The 20,512-nt window shown below is 38.5% G+C and carries 23 protein-coding genes; 11 read left to right on the top strand and 12 right to left on the bottom strand.

The features are described from left to right. A partial coding sequence (locus JMN32_RS18205) for a DUF2326 domain-containing protein (RefSeq protein ID WP_202857797.1) occupies positions 1 to 538 on the top strand: 538 nt, incomplete at its 5' end. A gap of 707 nt (positions 539 to 1,245) precedes the next feature. Next, a complete protein-coding gene (locus JMN32_RS18200) occupies positions 1,246 to 1,437 on the top strand; it encodes a hypothetical protein (protein WP_202857798.1) in 192 nt (63 codons plus the stop codon). 289 nt (positions 1,438 to 1,726) lie between these two features. Here the strand turns inward: JMN32_RS18200 and JMN32_RS18195 are convergent, their stop codons facing one another. From JMN32_RS18195 to JMN32_RS18180, 4 genes are all read right to left on the bottom strand, one after another. Then, positions 1,727 to 2,164, bottom strand: coding sequence for a nuclear transport factor 2 family protein (locus tag JMN32_RS18195; RefSeq protein ID WP_202857796.1), 438 nt, complete (start codon positions 2,162 to 2,164; stop codon positions 1,727 to 1,729). 33 nt (positions 2,165 to 2,197) lie between these two features. After that, on the bottom strand, positions 2,198 to 2,998 hold the full coding sequence (locus JMN32_RS18190) for an SDR family oxidoreductase (protein ID WP_317191793.1): 801 nt from the start codon (positions 2,996 to 2,998) through the stop codon (positions 2,198 to 2,200). A gap of 24 nt (positions 2,999 to 3,022) precedes the next feature. Beyond that, the gene (locus JMN32_RS18185; protein ID WP_202857794.1) at positions 3,023 to 3,712 is read right to left on the bottom strand and encodes an NADPH-dependent F420 reductase; all 690 of its coding nucleotides are present in this window, start codon (positions 3,710 to 3,712) and stop codon (positions 3,023 to 3,025) included. A gap of 61 nt (positions 3,713 to 3,773) precedes the next feature. Beyond that, complete coding sequence (locus JMN32_RS18180; protein ID WP_202857793.1) at positions 3,774 to 4,124, bottom strand: MarR family winged helix-turn-helix transcriptional regulator; 351 nt, start codon at positions 4,122 to 4,124, stop codon at positions 3,774 to 3,776. Positions 4,125 to 4,600: 476 nt separating this feature from the next. Between JMN32_RS18180 and JMN32_RS18175 the strand changes: the two genes are divergently transcribed. The 4 genes from JMN32_RS18175 to JMN32_RS18160 all read left to right on the top strand — a co-directional run bounded on the left by JMN32_RS18175 (position 4,601) and on the right by JMN32_RS18160 (position 8,753). Then, positions 4,601 to 5,005 carry a DUF983 domain-containing protein gene (locus JMN32_RS18175; protein ID WP_262896727.1) on the top strand — a complete coding sequence of 135 codons (405 nt, stop codon included), beginning with the start codon at positions 4,601 to 4,603 and terminating at the stop codon, positions 5,003 to 5,005. A 148-nt stretch (positions 5,006 to 5,153) separates the two neighbouring features. Next, positions 5,154 to 5,471 (top strand): hypothetical protein, encoded by a 318-nt coding sequence (locus JMN32_RS18170; protein WP_202857791.1) that lies wholly within the window; start codon positions 5,154 to 5,156, stop codon positions 5,469 to 5,471. 104 nt (positions 5,472 to 5,575) lie between these two features. Next, positions 5,576 to 7,834, top strand: a complete 2,259-nt coding sequence (locus tag JMN32_RS18165) for a TonB-dependent receptor domain-containing protein (protein WP_202857790.1) — start codon at positions 5,576 to 5,578, stop codon at positions 7,832 to 7,834. Between the two features lie 337 nt (positions 7,835 to 8,171). Then, positions 8,172 to 8,753, top strand: coding sequence for a DUF4303 domain-containing protein (locus JMN32_RS18160; protein ID WP_202857789.1), 582 nt, complete (start codon positions 8,172 to 8,174; stop codon positions 8,751 to 8,753). Positions 8,754 to 9,024: 271 nt separating this feature from the next. Here JMN32_RS18160 and JMN32_RS18155 read toward each other — a convergent pair whose 3' ends face one another. Together JMN32_RS18155 and JMN32_RS18150 are read right to left on the bottom strand one after the other, a co-directional pair. Then, positions 9,025 to 9,252 (bottom strand): hypothetical protein, encoded by a 228-nt coding sequence (locus tag JMN32_RS18155; protein WP_202857788.1) that lies wholly within the window; start codon positions 9,250 to 9,252, stop codon positions 9,025 to 9,027. A gap of 281 nt (positions 9,253 to 9,533) precedes the next feature. Then, positions 9,534 to 10,430 (bottom strand): LysR substrate-binding domain-containing protein, encoded by an 897-nt coding sequence (locus JMN32_RS18150; protein ID WP_202857787.1) that lies wholly within the window; start codon positions 10,428 to 10,430, stop codon positions 9,534 to 9,536. A gap of 97 nt (positions 10,431 to 10,527) precedes the next feature. Here JMN32_RS18150 and JMN32_RS18145 point away from each other — a divergent pair, with 97 nt between their 5' ends. Genes JMN32_RS18145 through JMN32_RS18125 form a run of 5 tightly spaced genes read left to right on the top strand, consistent with a single transcriptional unit; the run spans position 10,528 to position 16,162 of the window. Further along, positions 10,528 to 10,824: a hypothetical protein gene (locus JMN32_RS18145; RefSeq protein ID WP_202857786.1), complete on the top strand. Its 297-nt coding sequence runs from the start codon at positions 10,528 to 10,530 to the stop codon at positions 10,822 to 10,824. Between the two features lie 34 nt (positions 10,825 to 10,858). After that, positions 10,859 to 12,541, top strand: coding sequence for a proton-conducting transporter transmembrane domain-containing protein (locus tag JMN32_RS18140; protein ID WP_202857785.1), 1,683 nt, complete (start codon positions 10,859 to 10,861; stop codon positions 12,539 to 12,541). Positions 12,542 to 12,574: 33 nt separating this feature from the next. Further along, positions 12,575 to 15,058, top strand: a complete 2,484-nt coding sequence (locus tag JMN32_RS18135) for a YbcC family protein (protein ID WP_202857784.1) — start codon at positions 12,575 to 12,577, stop codon at positions 15,056 to 15,058. Positions 15,059 to 15,084: 26 nt separating this feature from the next. Continuing rightward, positions 15,085 to 15,924 (top strand): DUF6671 family protein, encoded by an 840-nt coding sequence (locus tag JMN32_RS18130; RefSeq protein ID WP_202857783.1) that lies wholly within the window; start codon positions 15,085 to 15,087, stop codon positions 15,922 to 15,924. Between the two features lie 52 nt (positions 15,925 to 15,976). Continuing rightward, positions 15,977 to 16,162 (top strand): hypothetical protein, encoded by a 186-nt coding sequence (locus JMN32_RS18125; protein WP_202857782.1) that lies wholly within the window; start codon positions 15,977 to 15,979, stop codon positions 16,160 to 16,162. A 239-nt stretch (positions 16,163 to 16,401) separates the two neighbouring features. Here the strand turns inward: JMN32_RS18125 and JMN32_RS18120 are convergent, their stop codons facing one another. The 6 genes from JMN32_RS18120 to JMN32_RS18095 all read right to left on the bottom strand — a co-directional run bounded on the left by JMN32_RS18120 (position 16,402) and on the right by JMN32_RS18095 (position 20,504). Further along, the gene (locus JMN32_RS18120) at positions 16,402 to 17,163 is read right to left on the bottom strand and encodes a transglutaminase-like domain-containing protein (RefSeq protein ID WP_202857781.1); all 762 of its coding nucleotides are present in this window, start codon (positions 17,161 to 17,163) and stop codon (positions 16,402 to 16,404) included. A 51-nt stretch (positions 17,164 to 17,214) separates the two neighbouring features. Next, positions 17,215 to 17,958, bottom strand: a complete 744-nt coding sequence (locus tag JMN32_RS18115) for a helix-turn-helix domain-containing protein (RefSeq protein WP_202857780.1) — start codon at positions 17,956 to 17,958, stop codon at positions 17,215 to 17,217. A 184-nt stretch (positions 17,959 to 18,142) separates the two neighbouring features. Continuing rightward, positions 18,143 to 18,562 (bottom strand): hypothetical protein, encoded by a 420-nt coding sequence (locus tag JMN32_RS18110; protein WP_202857779.1) that lies wholly within the window; start codon positions 18,560 to 18,562, stop codon positions 18,143 to 18,145. Positions 18,563 to 18,826: 264 nt separating this feature from the next. Further along, positions 18,827 to 19,048 carry a hypothetical protein gene (locus JMN32_RS18105; protein WP_202857778.1) on the bottom strand — a complete coding sequence of 74 codons (222 nt, stop codon included), beginning with the start codon at positions 19,046 to 19,048 and terminating at the stop codon, positions 18,827 to 18,829. Then, positions 19,039 to 19,710: a hypothetical protein gene (locus JMN32_RS18100; protein ID WP_202857777.1), complete on the bottom strand. Its 672-nt coding sequence runs from the start codon at positions 19,708 to 19,710 to the stop codon at positions 19,039 to 19,041. The genes JMN32_RS18105 and JMN32_RS18100 overlap by 10 nt, the downstream gene beginning before the upstream one ends. 281 nt (positions 19,711 to 19,991) lie before the next feature. Continuing rightward, positions 19,992 to 20,504, bottom strand: a complete 513-nt coding sequence (locus JMN32_RS18095) for a hypothetical protein (protein ID WP_202857776.1) — start codon at positions 20,502 to 20,504, stop codon at positions 19,992 to 19,994. Positions 20,505 to 20,512 lie beyond the last annotated feature (8 nt).

Here is a 20,512-nt window from a genome sequence, read left to right as displayed (position 1 = left end):
TCATTACAATATTAAAGTTAGTGTTTTTTCCTATTTTAACATTGTCCCATTTTTTGGGAAGTCTTCACAAGAAATACTTAAAAGTTCCATTTTTCTTGATGAAGATTATTCTCATGCTTATTTTGATATTTCATCTAAAAGCAAATCTAATAGGGAACATCTTCCTTTTAAAATTGAAGTTGAGATTCCAAAAGATGACGCTTTAGGACAATTAAGGCTTAGGCTTATTGCTTATGATTTAATGGTTTTCCTTCATAATATCAGAACAAATAGAAACTTACCCGACTTTATTGCTCATGATGGAGTGTTTCATGGAATTGCAAATAACACAAGAGTTAATACGTTGAACTATATTTATCATCAATTCTTATCTAGTCCAAATTTTCAATACCTAGTAACTTTCAATGAAGATGAAATCTATATTCCCGAAGACAAAGAATCTGTTTACGGGAAATATGAATTTGATTGGAAATCAATGATTGTAGCTGAATTTTCAGATTCACCTAATGAAATGATATTTAAAAGAGCTTTTACTTAACTCATGTTATTTTGCCAACGCTATTTGCACATTGCCATCCTCGTACCTGCGGTAGCAAAGAGCAAAGCCAACGCACAAAAAAATGAAAATAAAGAACGAAAACACAACAATATGTATAGTGCATAGCTACCCTGCGGGATAGCTACGACACCATACATGGAACGTTAGTGACAATTCTCTTCTAAGTCAGTATGAACAACAAAGAAGATCATAACTGCAGAAATGATGACAAAACTAGGTCAGACATTGACAAGTATGGGTTAACTGTAATTCTCATAGAGCAACTGACTATTTACCATCGTTCGGTTATAGCATAGGTCTATGGGAAAAGTTTCAACACCCCGAAATTATTTCATTTTGGATATAACGGTTTGAAATATGCCACTGATTTCGGAGTGTTTATGCCAGTGATTACGGTTCAAAATATGCCAGTTAGCGTATTGTCTTAACGGTTCGATTTGTGCCAGTTATAATGACATTCCAAATCGTATTTCGGTTCTATTTATGCCACTTTAAGAGTTCATTAACTGTTAACATCGCCATCAAAAAAATGTATGGCGAACAAACTAGATGTAATGGACTTAAAGCAAATAATCAATCTACATGGCGATGGGGTGAGCAATCGTGGGATNTAACCACCCACCGTCTGGATATTTGTGATGAAAAATTGGCCAAGACTCAATTTTTAGAGTGATTTGAAGCCTTGTTTGCTACTGTTACGGTGGAACCACGACCAGGCAAGAAGAGTTGCGGCTTGTATCGACAATGTTGAAGTGCTGGACCTGCCAGTTGATGGTGATAATAATATGGCTCAAAGTATTGACCGGATTTTGGATAAAATTGCCAGTGAAGATGCGGTTCCTTACATTATAGCGGAAATCCCCACAAACCCCATCTAGCGCATACGTCCACTTGTGCACTATTCTTCGAATTGTTTTAGGAGTGAACTGCAAACTTTTCAAAAACTTCGATAGTGGGCAAAATCTATATATCTTTTATTAAAAACTGGCACTACAATAACCTTGTCACGGCTTAAAAGGAAAGCTTATGAAAGTATGATACAAGACTATTCGAAAGTTCATACCTTAAAATTCAATACCTCCGTATACGAGACCCGTACGGTGGTGTGAGAGGCGTACCCTGGCTCATTTCGAGTCAGAGCGGTCTATTCGATTGAACTTTCGTGCTTTAATTAAGCTCTGTATTTCCTGTCATATATTTCAGGTTAAAGGTAAATCTGTCAATTTTCCAGTTGTTCTTAAATTTGACCAATCGAAAGTCATAACTCCCGATAAATTCCCGGGTTGTTCCCTTGGTAGCATTCTTTTTATAATGACTTGCAATGGCATATGCTTTAACCGAAGCAATATCTCCCTCAATGTCAATGATATAGTTCCCTGATTGATGATGAATTGCATCCAATTCTTTAAACCCTTCTTTCCACATTTCACAAATTTGCTTTCCGGTTAAGGTTTCAATTGCTGGTGCACCCAATGAGGTCATGTCTAATATTACCTCTTCGGCAAAGACTTCTTTTATCAGCTTTTCCCATTGCTGGAAGTCAGTATAATAAAACAAGCGGTTGACAGTTTCAACCACTTGTTCTCGTTCTGTGAAGTTTCTCATTTAATCAACTTTTTACTTGTAACATACCTTGTGTTAACTGTTCAAACTGGTCATTGTAGTTTTGAATTCCATCTCTCCAACCCATAAAATCCACAATGTGGTTCTAAAGGGACGTTCTTTGGCGGGTGTTTCAATTAAATGTGCAACTGCATCTGCCACTTTTTGTGGATTTTGTTCAGGAGTATTTTTTAATTGTTCCTCAAATCCTGCTGCTGCCATTGCAGGTACATCCATAAAATCACCATAACTTTCGTTCCTGTTACTATCTGAAGGTGTCATAAGATTAGTCATAAATGAGGTTGGGTATCCACCCGGTTCAATGATGGTTGATTGAACGCCAAAACCTGACAACTCAACACGATAATTTTCAGCCATTGCTTCAACTGCCCATTTAGCAGATTGATATGGTCCGTAAAATGGAAGAGCAATTCTTCCAAGTAAACTTGAAATGTGAATTAATAATCCACGTCCCTGCTTTCTTAAAAAGGGTAACGCAGCCCTATTTACGCGTTGAACGCCGATTACATTTACATCCAATATTTGTTGGAAATCTTCAGGAGTGAAATGCTCTTGCATTCCGGAAACACCTCTCCCGGCATTGTTCACTACAACATCTAAACCACCTAAAGCATCAATAGCTTGCTGAACGCCACTGTTTACACTTTCGGTATCCGTTACATCCATTTCAATGATAATTGCCCCTGCATCTTTCAATTCAGTGGCTATTTTCTTGTTCTTACCAAGAGGGTTTCGCATTGTTGCAGCCACCTGGTGTCCCTTTTCCAATAATGACAATACGGTTAGTTTCCCAAAGCCACCACTAGCTCCTGTAATATTAAATTTTAGTTGTTGAATGAGTTATTTTGATTGTTGAATATGAAAGTTGAAATTAGCATGTCCTAATGCGGTCCATAATCTTAACCAGATTGGGAGTAACATTTCAGTTCCTCTTGCTGTAGTAATATCACCTAAGTCAATGATATTTTCTTGTTTCCAGCCGATAGATTTTAACAAGCCACTAACCTTTTCCTTTGCGTTTGCATCATTGCCACTTACAAAAACATTATGGTTACCAGGGATGCTTTCAGGATTCATCATTATAAGCATGTTCATTGTGTTTAAACTCTTAACCACCTTTAATTCTGGAAATTCCTTTTGTATTTGTTCTCCCAAAGAATCGGTATTAGATACAAAAAGGCTGGGAGGCATTCCTTGTGAAAAGTCTAATGGATTTGCAATGTCTAAAAGAACTTTTCCGGATAAGTTAGCTTCCCCTACTTTTTTCAATACATCAATTGATGCCTGCCCACTGGTTGCATTTATCACGAAGTCGGCCTCTAGAGCAGACTCTTCGAGATTTGTTAACTTAATACCTTCCTGTTTTTTAAACCAATCTGAAAATGATTCACCAGTTATTTGATTGGCTTGTGTTCGTTGCTTAGTTTCTTCGGGATTTCTTGTTCCCATTGTTACGATATGTCCTAATTTAAACAGTTTTGATGCTACTGTTTGTCCTACCATTCCGGTTCCTAAAATTGTGATTTTCATGATTTTATTTATTAATTTATTATTAATGTTTGTACACGCAATATTTGAGATACAAAAAAAATTATTCTAGCCTTTCATTTGCTTCGTTGATTAATTCCGTGAGTTTATCGCCCTCAGTTTTACCTAAGATGTTGGAATAACGTTGATAAAGTTTTTTCCATGCTTCTTTAATTTTAGGATGCAAGTCCTCGCCTAGTTGAGTTGGGTAAACTGCGGTTGTTCTTCCAATATGTTCACGCTTTAAATATCCTCTATATTCCATTTTTTCAATTAATCGAGTCACTGTTGAAGGTGTTAATTGCATGTGGTGACTAATTTCTTTGGGTTGAATCCCCGGCTTTTCACATACTGTCATTAGTAAGAAAGCATACGAAGACGTTAAACCTGTAGTTGCAAATTCTTCATCGGCCATTTTTGTCATTATTCTAGCTAAAGCATTCGCAGAATAATATAAACAACCACAATATTTTGACTTACAATTTTCCATTTGATGGAGCAAGTATATAACAAATGTTTGTACATACAAACAATGAATTGATTTTTTTATCGTTAAAGTTAAATAATTCAACTGTCCGAGGACTAGTAGGGAATACCTACAAATAGCCAGTTATTGGAAAATAACCGGCTATTTTGTTTTTAAAATATGGTTTTTCAATGGCTTACGTTGAATTGTTGGTTTGGTATAGCTCTCCTTTTCATAGCTCTGCAAGTTCTTTAATTAATCATAAAGTTCATGTTATTGACAATATTCTTTGAATTAAAATCAGGACTCAGCGCAAAGCTTATATAAAGCTACCTGGTTTATGCCGAAGCCTTAAAATAGGGTTTCGTGTAACAATTGTTACGATAATCGACAAATAAGATTAGCATATTAGCAGCAAAAATGAGATGCTAAAGAATATTATTAAACAACAATGTCCTAGATGCAGACAAGGAAAGTTGTTCACTAATAATGTATATAACCTAAAATCATTTGCCAAAATGCATGATAAATGTCCATGCTGTGAGCAACGTTATCAGCTAGAGCCGGCTTTCTATGATGGAGCAATGTATGTCAGTTATGCTTTACAGGTTGCTATTTTTACATCTGTATCAGTGGCTCTAATAGTATTGGCGCCTCAGGCACCTACCTCATGGTATGTAATTGGGATCATTAGTGCAGTTCTTCTTCTCCTTCCTCTAGTGCTCAGGTTAAGTAGATCTATATGGATACACTTTTTTGTGAAGTATGACAAAAGTTATTCGGGTTGTTCAAAAGATCATGATGGGTTAGAGTTGAATTGTAAGATGTAGAGAATATCTGTTTTATTAATGAAGTACATCATTTGAAAATAACTAGATTGACTATTTTCGGCATTCTCTCCAAGAGCATTTGAAAAAGACATTTTCCATATTAATGATAGTGGCAGTCATGCTACCCAATTTGACAAAAATTGGAATAATGATCGATTTTAAAATCAATCAGGATTTTATCGCAAAGGTACTTTGCATTAATAAGGATGAGCCGATTACTACCTGTAATGGAAAATGCTACCTTTCTAAGGAGCTTAAGAAAGCTGAGGAAAAGGAAGACAAACAAGCGCCAACGAGTAAGGAACAAAGACAGAAAGTTGTTTACTACTATGTCAAAAGTTCTTTTAACGGGTTGATAATTGCTTACAGGTATCTTGACCAACTCAACGCGGCGTATAATAATAGCTTGTATAGTTCTTCTTTTGTTGTTGATATATTTCGCCCACCGAAACTCAATTTGATTTAATTTTTTTGGTTTTAACTGTGGAGCACCTGCCTGATGGCTAGTGCGTTAAAGGGTATGTTTTGTTCTTACCCTGATTTATTATTCCTAATTTTTAAATAATCAAAATGAGTCTTAAATATTTTATTTTGGCAGTATTTAGCATGCTGTCGATCAACATATTTGCTCAATCTGAGCAAAAAGAAATCAGATTTCTCGACATTGAGAGTGGGATGCCGATTGTACAGGCAACCTTTGATTATGATGGTGAAAACGGTTTTTCTGATGAAAATGGTAGAATTATTTTCAGTTATAAGGAAGGAGCCATAATGAAGTTATCTCACATAAACTATGGTACGTGGTCGTTAACAGACCAGCAGGTTCAAGCGGCTAGTAGCAAAGGTGTGGATTACAGGAGATCTGTAACAGTGAACCTCTTTCCGGTTACAATCATCGCCATGAAAGGCCAAAGCTCCCAGCCGAAGGGGGAGCTTAAAATTGAGTATCAGGATCGTTTAGAGCATGATGCTGCCCATATACTGAATCAAACACCTGCCTTTAATAGTATTCGCAAGGGAGGTAATTATGGTTTTGATCCGGTTTTTAGAGGATTTAAGTATGATCAGCTTAATGTAGTAGTGAACGGAGCTCAAAGTGTCACGGCTGCTTGTCCTAATAGGATGGATCCACCTACGAGTCAAATGGCACCCAATATGATGGAGAGAATTGAAATTCTGAAAGGTCCGCATGCATTACGATTTGGGACGGGGCTTGGAGCCACCATTAATTTTATTCCGGCTCAGTTGCGTTTTAGTAGTCAACCTGAATTTTATGGTAGATTATCTGGCGGTTATGAGAGCAATGGGAATGTAATCAGAGGAGAAAGCCAAATAGGTTCTAGTCGTAAGAGTTACAACCTTAGCCTGTTTACGTCATGGTCTCAAGGTACGGACTACACTACCGGAGATGATGAGACGGTACAGGCAGGTTTTGAAAGAGAAAGTTTTGGTACTAACATCGGTGTTAGATTATCCTCAAAGCAGCAATTACGCTTGTCGGCTATCTATAATAGAGCTCGGGATACAGATTTTCCTGCATTAGCCATGGACTTGAGAGAAGACAATACGTGGATGTTCAATGCAAGACATGACATCCTGTTTGAGGGTAAGAGACTTCAAAGCTGGAATACAACCTTATTCGGTTCTTTCGTAGATCACCTGATGGACAATCTCCTTAAGCCACTGGATCCAAGAATGCTAAATGCCCAGACATTAGCGAAAACATATAATTATGGAGGAAGAACTGAAGCAGTGTGGGCTTTGGAGAACAATAAATTATATGCAGGTGCAGATGTAAGGATAGAGGGTGCAGAGGGCACACGCGTAAGAGAATACCTGATGGGACCTATGGCAGGTAATATTGCTACGGACAATGCCTGGCAGGATGGGAGGATCATCAAAAACGGATTCTTTGCAGAGTATCAGATCAATGGTGGGAGTTTTGACTATGTTATATCCGGTAGACTGGAATTTAATACGGCTAATGTAAATGATCCAACCAGTGAGTTTACACAGGTCTATCCGGAAACTCAGATAACACAAATTAATCCTAATTTTAGTATAGGGTTGTTGAAAGACTTCGATGGTAAGCTTCAAACTGGCTTGTGGGTAGCCAGGGCACAACGTAGTGGCAGTTTAGCGGAGCGCTATATCAACTATTTTCCCATTGGGCAGGATCCATATGAAATGCTGGGAAACCCACAACTCCACCCTGAGACAAATTATCAGGCTGACCTTAATTTCAAGTGGAGCATAAAGGAGGAATCAGTTATTAATATTGACCTATTTGCGGCCTATTTGCAGGATTATATCTCATCTACAATTGACACCGCGCTTATTCCCAGACTTCCTATGAGTCCGGGCGTTAGATCATATGTAAATATTGATGAAGCATTGAAGTCAGGATTTGAGATTAGCTGGAATCAAAAACTAATAGCTGGCTTGGTACATCGTTTGGGAATTGCTTATACCTATGGGAAGGATTTAGAGCGGAATGAACCTTTGCCCGAAATTGCCCCATTGGACTTTCGATATGCACTTTATGGTAGTTACTTCGCAGGTAGACTTAGACCAGAGGTTATTTTCCGGTATGTAGCTGAGCAATCACGAATTTCAGAAGAATTTGGAGAGACTAAAACTCCATCTTTTGGTTTATTGGATGTAAAAGTGGGGTACCAGATTTCGAAAGGTTTATCTGCAAATATTGGAGTTAACAACTTGCTTAATGAAAATTATTATGAGCATTTGAACAGGTCGGTAAGAGGAGGTAATAGCCCTATTTTTGCTCTGGGTCGTAATGTTTTTGCTAACCTGAATTTTAAATTTTAAACTAAAATAGGCGGAGTATATGAAGCTCCGCCTCTTGTTAAGGACTATTTGTTGGAGGTTGAATGAAAAATTGTCTTAGATACTTATAATGATATTGATCTCCAAAGTATAGAGGGGGAGGTTTATCACCCAGTTTATACCATGGAAATTTATCGACTGAGATAGTAGACGGTGAGCTGAAAGCTCTTGTTCTAATCATTTTTTACTTGCTGAGATTCACTTCTATTGTGTATGTTCTAACAAAGTTTTTGGTACTTTTATCTCGGGTCGGTTGATAACGCTTGCGGTCTGGTTGCATGCGGTATAACGAGGAAGTTATAACCAACTATTGAACGGTATGAATAGTGAGCAATTAAATACAGAGCTTCAAAAGTTGCTTTATAAAGCATTGACAGATTACCTGTCGGTCAAGTTAAATGAACTGCAAAACGAGAAAGTATATGCAGTAGCTGTTTATTGTGATTCAGGATGCAGAAGTATGGGAGGTGCAATTTCCACAGTTGAAAGTCTGAATAGAAAATCAAAAAATGCTTCTATAGATAGCCAAATGACATATGAAATTGACGCTTCAGCGTGGGAATACGTAAATGAACATTATGAGCTGTTTGATGAAGTTAACCATTTTATTGATCGTGCTTACAATGAATTTTATGAAGGAGAGTTTGAGGATGTTGATCTGGAGGTGTTAGATGATGAACAACTTTGGGAGTTCATTGCTGCTTTTTTTAGTAAAGCAATAGTTGAAACAATGAATAAACTAAAAGAGGAGGGGGCGTTTAATGATGAGTTATTTACTGAAAATCTATTTTTAGGAATGCAATTTGGAGATCCAGGTAAAGAAGATCTGGAGATGCTTAAAAGAGTTTCGGTAGAAATTAACTCTTCATATTGGCATAATAAAGTGTTGGAGCGTTTTTAAATGCGCTTAACTGTAAGTATTAAAAACAGCGTTTTATTTGAGTGCCCGATTCTAGGTTATTATCTGAAGTTTAAAAGTTTGTTATGATAAAAAAGGGTTGATGATTCAGTGACCATCAACTCTTCCTGTTAAGGTATTATATTATCATCCTGAGTGTAGCACCATGAGGATTCCGTGTTTACAGACTTATTATTACAGCCAGGTTAGCCCCTGAAGGGTGCTCTATATTTGGTGCGCCACACTCAAACCATAGTACGTTAACGGTTATTCTCTAATGGTTAATACAATTAGGGAAATGTGTTTTAGTACAATTAGCAGTCGCTAAATCACAATTAATCTGCAATGTATAGCAGTAGGGAGCATTGGTAACAGTGCAAATTGTTGTTCTGGGAATATCTGCTCCTCCTTTAATAGTTTCTGTTTCTTTACCAATTGGCGTAACATTAGTAATCAAGCTGGTTACTTTTAATTTTTGAAGGTTAAACTTTTTCTTTTTCATTTTTAAATAGGTTAGGTTAACAGTATTTTACGAGTATAATGCGCACCACCCGGTTACATCAATGGTCCTAAAATTCAGAGGATACACCTCTGAAACCTTTCTCTCATAAGAAAGACTCCTTAGGTAATTTATAGACTTTTTGTTGTCTGATTACCCAACTTTTGATGTTATGAATTTACCTATATCCAAATAGCCATTAGGGGTAAAATTGATCGATAGCCTGTTTCAATTGATGAATATGTCTTGCCAGTTGATAAGTCAGCGCCGGATTACTTGAGCTTCTAAAGATAATTTAAATACCACTCAAAACTTTTATGCAGTATATTTTGCTTTTCGAGTCTGATAAACTCAAGAAAGGCCTGACAGACTGGAGAAAGTTTTTTTTCCTTGAGCCAAACAAGTCTCCATTCCGTTTTAATAGGGAGATCATCAGCTGGTAGGATATAAATCTCTTTATTTATCAGTTCATTGCGTATGCCTATTAAGGGCATGATTGAATATCCGATCCCTGCAATAACTGCCTGCTTTACAGCTTCGTTAGAAGTGAGTTCCATTCTTTTTCTTATCCCTGATTCATGCTCTCCAAAGTATTGCTCCATGGCTATCCGTGTTGCGGATCCTTCTTCCCTGTATATCAAAGGTTTAGCCTTATTTCTTTCTGGAGTATTGCCCACCAGATACAATTTATTCTCAATTAATAATTCCTGTTCGATGTTCACCTTTTCCGGAATTACAGAAACCAAAGCAAAATCTGTTTCATTATTTTTCAGGCTTTCTGCCACTTTGGTTTTGTTGGTGACATCCAGTACCAGGTCAACGCCTGCATGCTTCTCAATAAATCCATTTAGAAAGTAGGGTATCACATACTTGCCTGTGGAGGCTGATGAGATACTGAGCTTTCCCGTCATCACTCCCTGGTAAGCCAGAGTTTTATAGTTAATGTTGTTTAACTCCTGAAGCACCCGCTCTGCCATGAGTGCAATTTCATTTCCGAAATCGGTAATGTAAAGCTTGCGCCCTATCACTTCAGTAAGTGGTATGTCAAATTGATCCTGAAAGTTTTTTAACTGAATAGAGACTGCAGGTTGGGTCATAAAAAGCTCTTCGGAAGCCTTAGTAATGCTCTGTTTTTGAACCACTTTAAGGAATATCTGAAGCTGATGAATCGTGTAATTCATAAAATTTATTTATGTGTTTTATAACAAATATAAATAAAAACTTATGAATTGTTTTACCCAATTTCGCATCATCAACAAATTTTTAACCATGACAACAATGAGAGAAACACAAGAAATGGTAACAGAACAGACGAGGTTTGATCTTATCAAAGGAGTTTTTACTCCGGAAGAAGCTCATGAAATAATGACCAACTTACTTATGAAAAAAATCAACTTTCATGAGATGAGAGATCTCAGTCAACAAATAAGATTTGGATTAAAAGATGAAACATCCCTTCAAAGAATTGAAGAGCTTAAAGCTTCCCTTGTAACCTTACAGGAGCTTGTTAAGAAAGCTAAATTATCAGAAAGGAACTTGAAGTTAGAGTCGAACCTTTCGGTAGAATTTATCTAAAAACATTCGTTAAACCATAATAAAACTTTAACCCATGTTTCAAAATCTCCCTGCGTTTATAACAGTATTATCACCTGCAATTTTTGCTGCTACTGCGCTTGTTTCCCGGTTTCAACCAGGAATTCGCCCGGCAATTGTCAAGCGTATGAGTGTGGTGTCAACGGTGACGAGTATATTGATTGCCATTGTTTGTGGTATTGCCGTAGCAAATAACGGCATATTACAAACCAAGTTGGTTGGATTCAATGGTCTTGGCTTTAGCTTAAGGCTGGATGCACTAAGTGTCGCAATGCTGATTATGATCGCACTACTTGGTTTTATTATTGTAAAATTCAGCCTCAATTATCTCGACGGGGATAAGCGTCAGGGAGCTTTCCTTGGCAGATTAGCGGCTACAATAGCTTCAGTGCAATTACTTGTTTTATCGGCTAATCTGTTTGTTCTCTTGATTTCATGGGTGCTTACCAGTATCTCCTTACACCGGTTGTTGGTTTTCTATGCTCACAGGCCAGGTGCATTGGTTGCGGCCAGAAAGAAGTATATACTGGCGAGGTTAGGAGATTTATGCTTGTTGGTGGCGGTGCTTCTATTGTATCGGGAGTTTGGAACAGGTGATTTTGAGATGGTTTTTGCCATGATAAAGGAAAGGAATACTTTGGGGCTGTTGCCTGCCAGTATGGAGGGAGTCGCTGTTTTGCTAGTATTGGTGGCTATTCTGAAATCAGCTCAATTCCCTACGCATGGATGGTTAATTGAGGTTATGGAGACCCCAACGCCGGTTTCTGCCCTGTTACATGCAGGACTTCTAAATGCAGGGCCGTTTTTAATTATCAGAATGGCTCATATAATAGATGCCAGTGTATACGCTCCTTACCTGCTTATTATTGTTGGTGGTTTCACTGCGTTATTTGGTTCAGTGATTTACCTGACTCAAACTTCTATTAAAACGGCATTAGCCTATTCCAGCATTGCTCATATGGGCTTTAGCTTGTTGGTATGTGGTTTTGGGATATTCCCTGCAGCTATGCTTCATCTGGTCGGGCACTCATTTTACAAAGCCCATGCCTTTCTTTCATCAGGAAGTGCAATAGACGTGATCAAAGGGAATAAGATAGCATCATTACCAAAGTCATACTCCCTGTACAAAATTGCTGCGGGTATTTTATTGGCTTTGGTAGTTTACAGTGGCTTCATCATAGTTTGGGGTATAGATGTATACAGAGAACTCCCCCTGGTGGCTATAGGCTCAATACTGGTTATGGGACTATCTCGAATATTTATTCTGGCAATCGATAAAAATGGAGGGATTTCCTTGTTCATGAGGGCAAGTCTGATGGTATTATTCGTAGCGGGCGCCTTTTTCTCTCTCGAATCAGGTGCTCATTATATCTTGTCGTCTCAGGTTCCGGAGTTGCACACCCCCGGGGTTGGCAAGGCTCTATTGGTTGGAGCGCTTTTACTAGTCTTTGGGACCGTAGTTTTAGTCCAGGTTATTGCACCCACGCTATCGAAATATCCGATTTTTCTGACCCTGGCGGTTCATCTGCGAAACGGGCTGTATGTCAATACCATTTTTGATAGGGTAGTTAGTGCTCTTAGAATTCATTCTCCTGAAAACAAACTGGTAGTACAGCAACAGGACCGTCAATTGCGGAGAGTCGAATACTTAAAAATGGACCAGCTCAAAGAACAAGCTGTCTTTATAAATAAACTGTAAAGAAAAGTATACCCTAAACCCAAATATTAATTCATGTTGCATCACGATATATTAGAACTCTCTAATGATACAAGATACAGTACACTCTTGAAATCAATGCGTCGGGCATGTAAAAAAATCGCCCCTGTATGGCCTTTGGGAAATTTCGTGGCTGTAAATCCATATTTAGGACTTACACACAAGAAGTTTGAAAATGCAGCACAGGAGTTGGCCACTGCAGGAGGAGTACAAATGACTTTACCTGTTTCATTCTACCTGGAAAAGTTTGATGAAGGAAGTATCAGTGAAGAGGATATAGAAACTGTTTTACGGAAAGATTCATCTTATTCAGAGACAAGTGTAGATGACTTTATCCGGGCCGTGAAAACTTCTGATCATGAAAATAGGGATACCACACCAGTTCCGACCGTTGCAGACATAGCTACCCAGCTCACTGGAAAAGACTGGAATAGCTTCATAACTTCAAGGATCTCGGCTTGGGCAGCTTCCTATTTTGACAAAGGACAGGCAACCTGGGTAGCAGCAAATCAGGATGCAGATCTTTTTGAAGCCTGGAAATTTGAGGCTGAAATAGACCGTGCGCCGGAGATAACAGGGCTAAAGAAGTTTCGAGAAAAGATTAAGGCTTACCCTAATGACCCATTGGAGGCGACATTAAAAGCCCTGGAAATACTCAGGATACCAGAGGATGTTTTAAGTATGTACTTTCACCGGCTATTGTTAAAAGTTGGAGGCTGGTCGGCCTATGCAGCACGACTGGATTACGACAGTGAGTTGAACGGCGGAAATGATGGAAAACTGATCAACTTTTTGGCGGTTTTGACATGTTGGGAGGCGAGCATGCTAGATTGTATAAATCATGAGCAGCTTGAGAAAAAATGGCGTCAGGCAAAGATAATCTTGTCTGTTTCATCAGTTCAAAAAGAACTCAACCAGGTCTTGGTGCAAAAATTAATTCTTCAGGAAGCCTTCGACCTTGCTGCACAACGTGAGATTATTAACAAGTTCCACAATGCTAAGCCTATTCAAAAGCAAGGAGGTCAGCAAAGTAAAGTACAGGCTGTTTTTTGTATTGATGTGAGGTCGGAAGTTTTCCGAAGAAATTTGGAAAGAGTAGATAGTGAAATTGAAACACTTGGGTTTGCAGGATTTTTTGGCTTCCCCATTAAATATGTACCTATAGGTCATGCAGATGGCCAAGAGCAATGCCCGGTACTTTTAAAACCCGGATCTACTGTATTAGAGGAAATTCCAGGTGGCGAAAATAGTAGTGCCGTCAACGATCGAATACGCAAATACAGACTCAAACAAATATGGAAAGCTTTCAAATCAGGGGCGATCACGTGTTTTAGTTTTGTGAGTCCGGTAGGGCTATCTTATTTGCCTAAACTCTTCATGGATTCATTTGGGCTCACCAGACCAGTGCCACACCCAGATAAGGTCGGGCTGAAAAACAAATACATCAAAAAAAAAGGTGTCAGTCTTGAGGTTTCGGACTATCTCAATCAAACTGTCGGAATTCCGATGGACCAGCGCGTACAAATGGCTAAGAATGCACTGAATGCCATGTCTTTAACAGAGAATTTTGCCAAATACGTATTGATTGTTGGCCATGGGTCTACTTCTGTAAACAATCCACATGCAACAGGACTGGACTGTGGTGCTTGCGCAGGGCATAGTGGAGAAGCGAATGCAAAAGTGGCAGCCGCAATACTCAACGACAGAGTAGTAAGGGGACACCTGAGGAATGCTGGAATAGTCATACCGGATAGTGCCACATTTCTGGCTTGTCTTCATGATACCACCACGGATGAAATCAGGATTTTTAATGAGAATGATGTGCCTAATGCTCAAAGACAAGAATTAGTAACACTAAAGGAATCACTGGCTGGTGCCGGGCGTGCTTCCCGAAGAGAAAGGGCATTTAAAATGATGATTGATGGTGATGTAGACAGAGAAATAAAAATGAGAAGTAAAGACTGGTCGCAAATCCGACCGGAGTGGGGACTGGCTGGCTGTTCAACATTTGTGGTGGCTCAAAGAGACAGAACCAAAAGTATAGACTTTGAGGGGCGAAGCTTTTTGCACTCGTATGATTGGAAAAAAGATCAGGGGTTTGCAGTTCTTGAGCTCATCATGACAGCCCCCATGGTTGTAACCAGTTGGATAAACTTGCAATACTATGGATCTGCTGTTGATAATAAGCACTTTGGCTCGGGCAACAAGGCCTTACACAACGTAACAGCGGGGATTGGTGTGCTTGAAGGTTATTCAGGAGACTTAAGAGTAGGTTTACCAATGCAATCAGTGCATGATGGAGAGGACTATGTGCATGAACCATTGAAACTGAATGTAATTATTGAAGCTCCCCTTGAGGCAATAAATATAATACTCCAAAAACACCAGTCAGTCCGAGACCTGTGTGACAATGGCTGGCTTCATCTGCTTGCATTAAATGAGGAAGGGAAAGTTTCACATCGTTACGAGGGAAACTTGAAGTGGGAAGAAATCCTGTAAATATTTAGGGCAATTACATGGCAGGCATGCAGATATTTCAGGGTAGGCATCTGGCGATAGCTACTATGCATGGTAAGGAAAGCGTAATAGCTTCAAGGGTAGCCTCCAGCCTAGGGGTGATTCCCCTGGTTCCGCAGGGGTTGAATACCGATCAGTTAGGTACATTCACCGGAGAGGTAGAGCGTATAACAGACCCGCTTACTACAGCAAGAAAGAAGTGTGAGATGGCTCTTGATATGACAGGGTATGACCTGGCTATTGCTAATGAAGGTTCATTTGGCATGCATCCCTTACTTTCTTTTGTTCCAAGTGATGAAGAGTTAATACTTCTCCTGGATAGAAAGCATGATTTTGAGATTGTAGGCAGGCAGTTTAGTACTAAAACTAATTTCGGAGGACAGTTATGTGAAACAACAAAAGACCTACTCGATTTCGCCGATAGAGTGAAATTCCCATTACATGCCCTTATACTGAGAAGTGCTAAAAAGTCTGAACCTCGGTTTTTTAAGGGTATACGTGATAAGGACGAGTTGTTGGATAAATTCCGGTTTTTAAACGAGAGGTACGGGCAGGCTTTTGTAGAAACTGATATGAGGGCAATGTATAACCCAATGAGAATGGATGTTATAGCTGAAGCTACCGAGGTGATGCTGGACAAAGCTGTTACTGCTTGTGAAGCGTGTAATTTCCCTGGCTTTGGTATTAGCGATGTAAAGTCAGGGTTGAGGTGCCGTCAATGTAACCTCCCAACAAGATCAATACAGGCTTACATATACTCTTGTCCTAAGTGTCATTTTTTCAAAGAGTTGTCTGATCCGCATAAGTCATTTGAGGAACCAATGTATTGTGATTTCTGCAATCCATGATATCCCTGTTGAATTTGATACCTAACGTAAATCGTAAAAGTTAAATCTGATTATGAAAAATAAAAACTTATTAGAAATTCAATTATTCTTTGCCGTTGCTGTAATGCTAACCGGGCTAATGTTATCCTTTTATATTGAAAATGTTGTTTTAAATGAGCTATCGAAATCTTTGACCATTATAACAGGTATGACAGTAATGCATATTTGTTCTTTAGGCAATCAAAAAGGAACTTCTTGATAATAGTTTTAATTAAATATTTGATGCATATCGGGCTGACAATTGACTCGAAAACTTCTGTTTACCTGAAGTTATAGGATGTAACGGATTGATTCCAATAGGAGAAAACCTGGTTTTCCCGTTGTTGGCTTACTAGCCAACAATATAGGGTATTTTACCTAAGATGGTTTGATAGCAAAGGTGTAGTCGTGGTACCTAGGTGGGATGTCAGCGGTAGAAATCGTAGGAGTAAAAGCCGATCATCGGCTTTTGCCTTCCAAATTCATAAGAAGCTTACTTTCCAGAGATTGATTAGAGTGGATTCCGGCCATCCTTATTTCACTTACATTTCTGTTCATCTGATGCCGGATGTAATTTCTGAAAAGCCACCGTTTAACCAAGTTGAGTTTTTGCTGGTGCTTTTTGAAAAAATCATCGGGTGAATCAAACACGCCAAAATCCTGATTGATCCCCTTATCCTGAATGTAAGTGTTATTGAGATTCCAGTCAATTTGAGGGTTCTCGAAATTATCTGTGTATGCCCCATAACCGCAAAAAGTAGTTTTGCAGTCAGAGAACTTTTGCTGTAGAGCAGACAGGTACGGCTTGTCGAGGATGATGCCCTCAAGGTTATACCAATTACCTTTATAGTAAACTTCTACCCAGCTATGCAAAATGTTTTTTGGGGAGAGTACATACCACACTCCGGTGATGGCTCCCTTTTGCAGCGCTTTGTCTATTGTGAAACCGTGGATTCTGTTGGGTATACCAACAGCCCTGAGAAGAGCCATGAATAAATTGGACTTGGTGTTACACTGACCATACCCATCCTTCAATACACTGGAGGCAGAGATGTTATCATCAATATTATAACCGAATGGTATTTCGTCTCTGACGAAGTTGTAGATGCTTTCTATTTTCTTCTCGTCTTCTAAATTATGCCAACCCCTTTTTGCTACTAAGCCCTGAATGAGCGCATGGTCATAGTCTAAAATGGGAGTTCTTTCCAGGTATTTTTTCATGTCCTTTGAGTATACTGTTTTGATAGTACAAATATCAAAGGTCCGTGTGCCCTAAACTTGAATAAACCGGCTAAGCTTTAGGAAATCCCGCGGACTGAAACCAAAATTTTCTTTAAATGTTCTGCTAAAATGGGCACTGTCTGAAAATCCTGCACTGTGTGCAGCCTCTGTAAGAGATCGTGAGCCCATATGCTGAAGGGCATAAACCAGCTTTGACCAAAGCTGAGCTCTGCGGTAAGTAATGCCTGTCTGTTCTTTAAACACGTGAAGGAACCTGCTGGGGGATATGTGACAATGTTCAGAGACTTCTTCGAGTGAGACTACCCGGTCCGTGTTTTCTTTTAAAAAGTTTAAGGCTGCATCGATCCTTGCATCTCCCTGATGAAGAAAGGAACTGCAGCGGCAATCATAGGATTTTATCTGCTCATTAATTTTGGTTTGAAGCTTTGCGGAATTTGAGGTTTTGTTGCGAAGAATGTTTTGCAACTCCGTAGCAGGAGGATCCGTGAATTCGGTTATTTCATCTCTGCTGGATTTATTCCAGAAATGGCCGATAGTAGATGCAGGGTTGACAAGGAATACAAAATGAGCAGAGTTTGAAACAATCTGATGAACCATACTAGGCTTGATAAGAATAGGTTTGTTGGTCGTAATTTCTCCCAAGTCGGTGAGTATACTGATTGGAGCATTAATGGGGATGCTTAACTGAATGGCATAATGCTGATGTTTTTGATTGTTGTCGAAAGTACCTACGAACCATCCAAAGTCTTTCTCTATATAAGTCGCGTTAAACATTCTTTGAAGGGGGGATGTTTGTGATGAAGTTTTGATGATTGTAGGCTTCAATAATTTTTCTATTGATTCTAAGGGTATTTGGAAATAGACGGAAGTTGGTTTTGCCGATCCGCCTATTATAAAGTTACTAACATCAAGGAAGTCATGCAAGTAAGCTTGTGTTACAGAAGATTATTCCTTAGGCTTACACCGTATGATTATCCTTTTTTACTTTCATAGCTACGTGTAGCTCAAGTCTTGCCAAACCAAAAACTACGATGATCTCACCAATAATGTAGCTCAAACCCCAAAATGAGATACTATCCAAATGAGCAATAATAAGCCCCAATGACATGACGCAGTAACTGATGTTTAAAAGTGCTATTATTCTTAGGTATAGATCTACACGCTCATTGGTTTTAGTTAAGAAGAAAAAATCGAGAGCAACAAAGAAGCAAGGCATGGAGGCAAGCATATAAAGCACATTTACGGGTATGCCGAAAAAACCTTCCAGCCTGACCAATACAACTCCGAGTAGAAAAGCTGATAGTAAGGCACCTATAGCATCTATGCGAAGTGGCGTTTTGGACTTTGAAGTAAGCTGATTTACCAAATGTGAGGCCATATGGTTATTACGGTCGTATTATGAACCTCATAATGCTGAAAATGAACTTTAAGTAAGTGGTTTGAAAATTTATATGCTCATTTTCTCCATTGGAAGTAAGTTTTACAAGCTTTGATATGCTGAGGGTACATGGAGTAGCTTTCTTTATAAACATCCGATTGCAAGGTATCTGTAGACGTTGAAAATCAAAAATCAAGCGGTTAGTAAATAGATATGTCCAAGGTTAACAGATGGTGTAAATATAGAGAAGGTTCCATAGGACCTTTAATCAATTTCATTATGATACTCCATATAAGTTTTTTCAAAAGTCTCCTTATCGGGAAAACCATTGGGTAATTCTATTGGAGTGAATACCCACCCTGGCTTACTGTCGCCTGGGTTATCGGGGGCAACATTCAATGATGGGAATCCCTCATTGAAGTACCAGGTTTGCGAGCTTGTGTAATACTCATCGCCACTTTCAAAGTATTCTACCTCTATACGCAAACTATCTTTTTTCCGTTGATACAATTTCCCGTAATCAAGCCTGTCCATATTTCACCTTCTCCAACCTTTCCTAATACATCTCCGGTGACTTCAGCCTTTCCTTCATAATACTTAAGTTTTACAATTACTGACCCGTTTACGTCTATCGCTTTGTAATACTTTTCTTCTGCTTTAATATGTGAGTAATCCATTTTGTTATGCTCTATAAACATTTGCTGTTCGGGGAAATCGTTAATACAATTTATCAATACATATTCAGTAGGTAGCTTAGGGCGATTGGGATCTCCTTCTACCAATTCAAAAGTCATGTTATCTACAATTTTCCATTTTTCTTTAACCTTTACTGTATTTCCGTTGATCTGGTAGGCTACCTCTATTTCAAAAAGATAATCATCGGAAGACATAACTTCCCCTGCAAATTCTCCTGTCCAAATGGGTTCATTCATGTTTTGGCCAAAACAAATACCTTTTAATTGTTTTTCACCTTCGGTATGGGTAACTGACATGTAGGCCTCATCACCTTCTTCATTTCTGAATTTTCCGCAACCTCCAAATCTTAGGTTGTCGACAATATCTTCTTTTATTTCTTCATTCTCGGCTGATGTTTTGCTTTCTGTTTCGTTCGTTCTTCCCCCACATCCAATTATTAAAAATAATATCATTCCAATAGTGGATAGGCTGTATAGTTTTTTATGTATGAATTCAGTTCTTGATATTGTCGTTGTATTTTACAGTGTCGCAACTATTAGTTGTATTAATTTTTTTATTGTGTTATTTACTATTTAAAAGTAATTCTAGATTCTCAGTATTTATAATACGATCACCTTTGGCTTCTCCCTAATAACTATAAAATAGCTAAAAGTCATTTTGTTGACACTTCCTTCAATTGTTTTATCCACCGTAACAAACGCCTCTTTCCCTACTCCTAATTGTATCTAAAGAGCTACATGCAACTCTCTCCGACAAGATCGGCTTCAAAAAATATTTTATTTCCAGTACTTAAAAGCAATTTACCATTTTCTAAAAATGGCAAATCAGCAAATTTTACATTCCCTTCTAATTTTGAAATTGTCTTTGACCAAATTGTTTCTTCTTGCTGAACAAAATCTATTTGCAGAGAATCAATGTTCCCTTCAATAACTAATTCATGAAAATGAACGGTGTCATAACAAAAAGACACACTCCTTTTCTCTTGAAAACCAGTCTCCTCCCAAATTTCTGAAGCCTCATCAGATTCTAAAAACAATTTTACTACAAACGAACCAATTAAATTATTGATCATATCTTCATTCATCATTTCTTTTTCAATTCTATCATTGTCGGTTTCAATGGAAGATTTTTCTTCATTAGAATTTGAGTCTGTTGTATCAGTATTGGAAGAGCGTTCTGAACAGCCTAAAATAAAAAGAATAACGAAAGCTAGTGCGGTTAATAAATTGCTTTTTGCGTGTATCAAGTATATGT

Origin of the sequence: Fulvivirga marina, assembly GCF_016775155.1 — a bacterium.
GTDB classification, from domain to species: Bacteria; Bacteroidota; Bacteroidia; order Cytophagales; family Cyclobacteriaceae; genus Fulvivirga; species Fulvivirga marina.
This window is presented reverse-complemented; position numbering and strand designations above follow the sequence as displayed.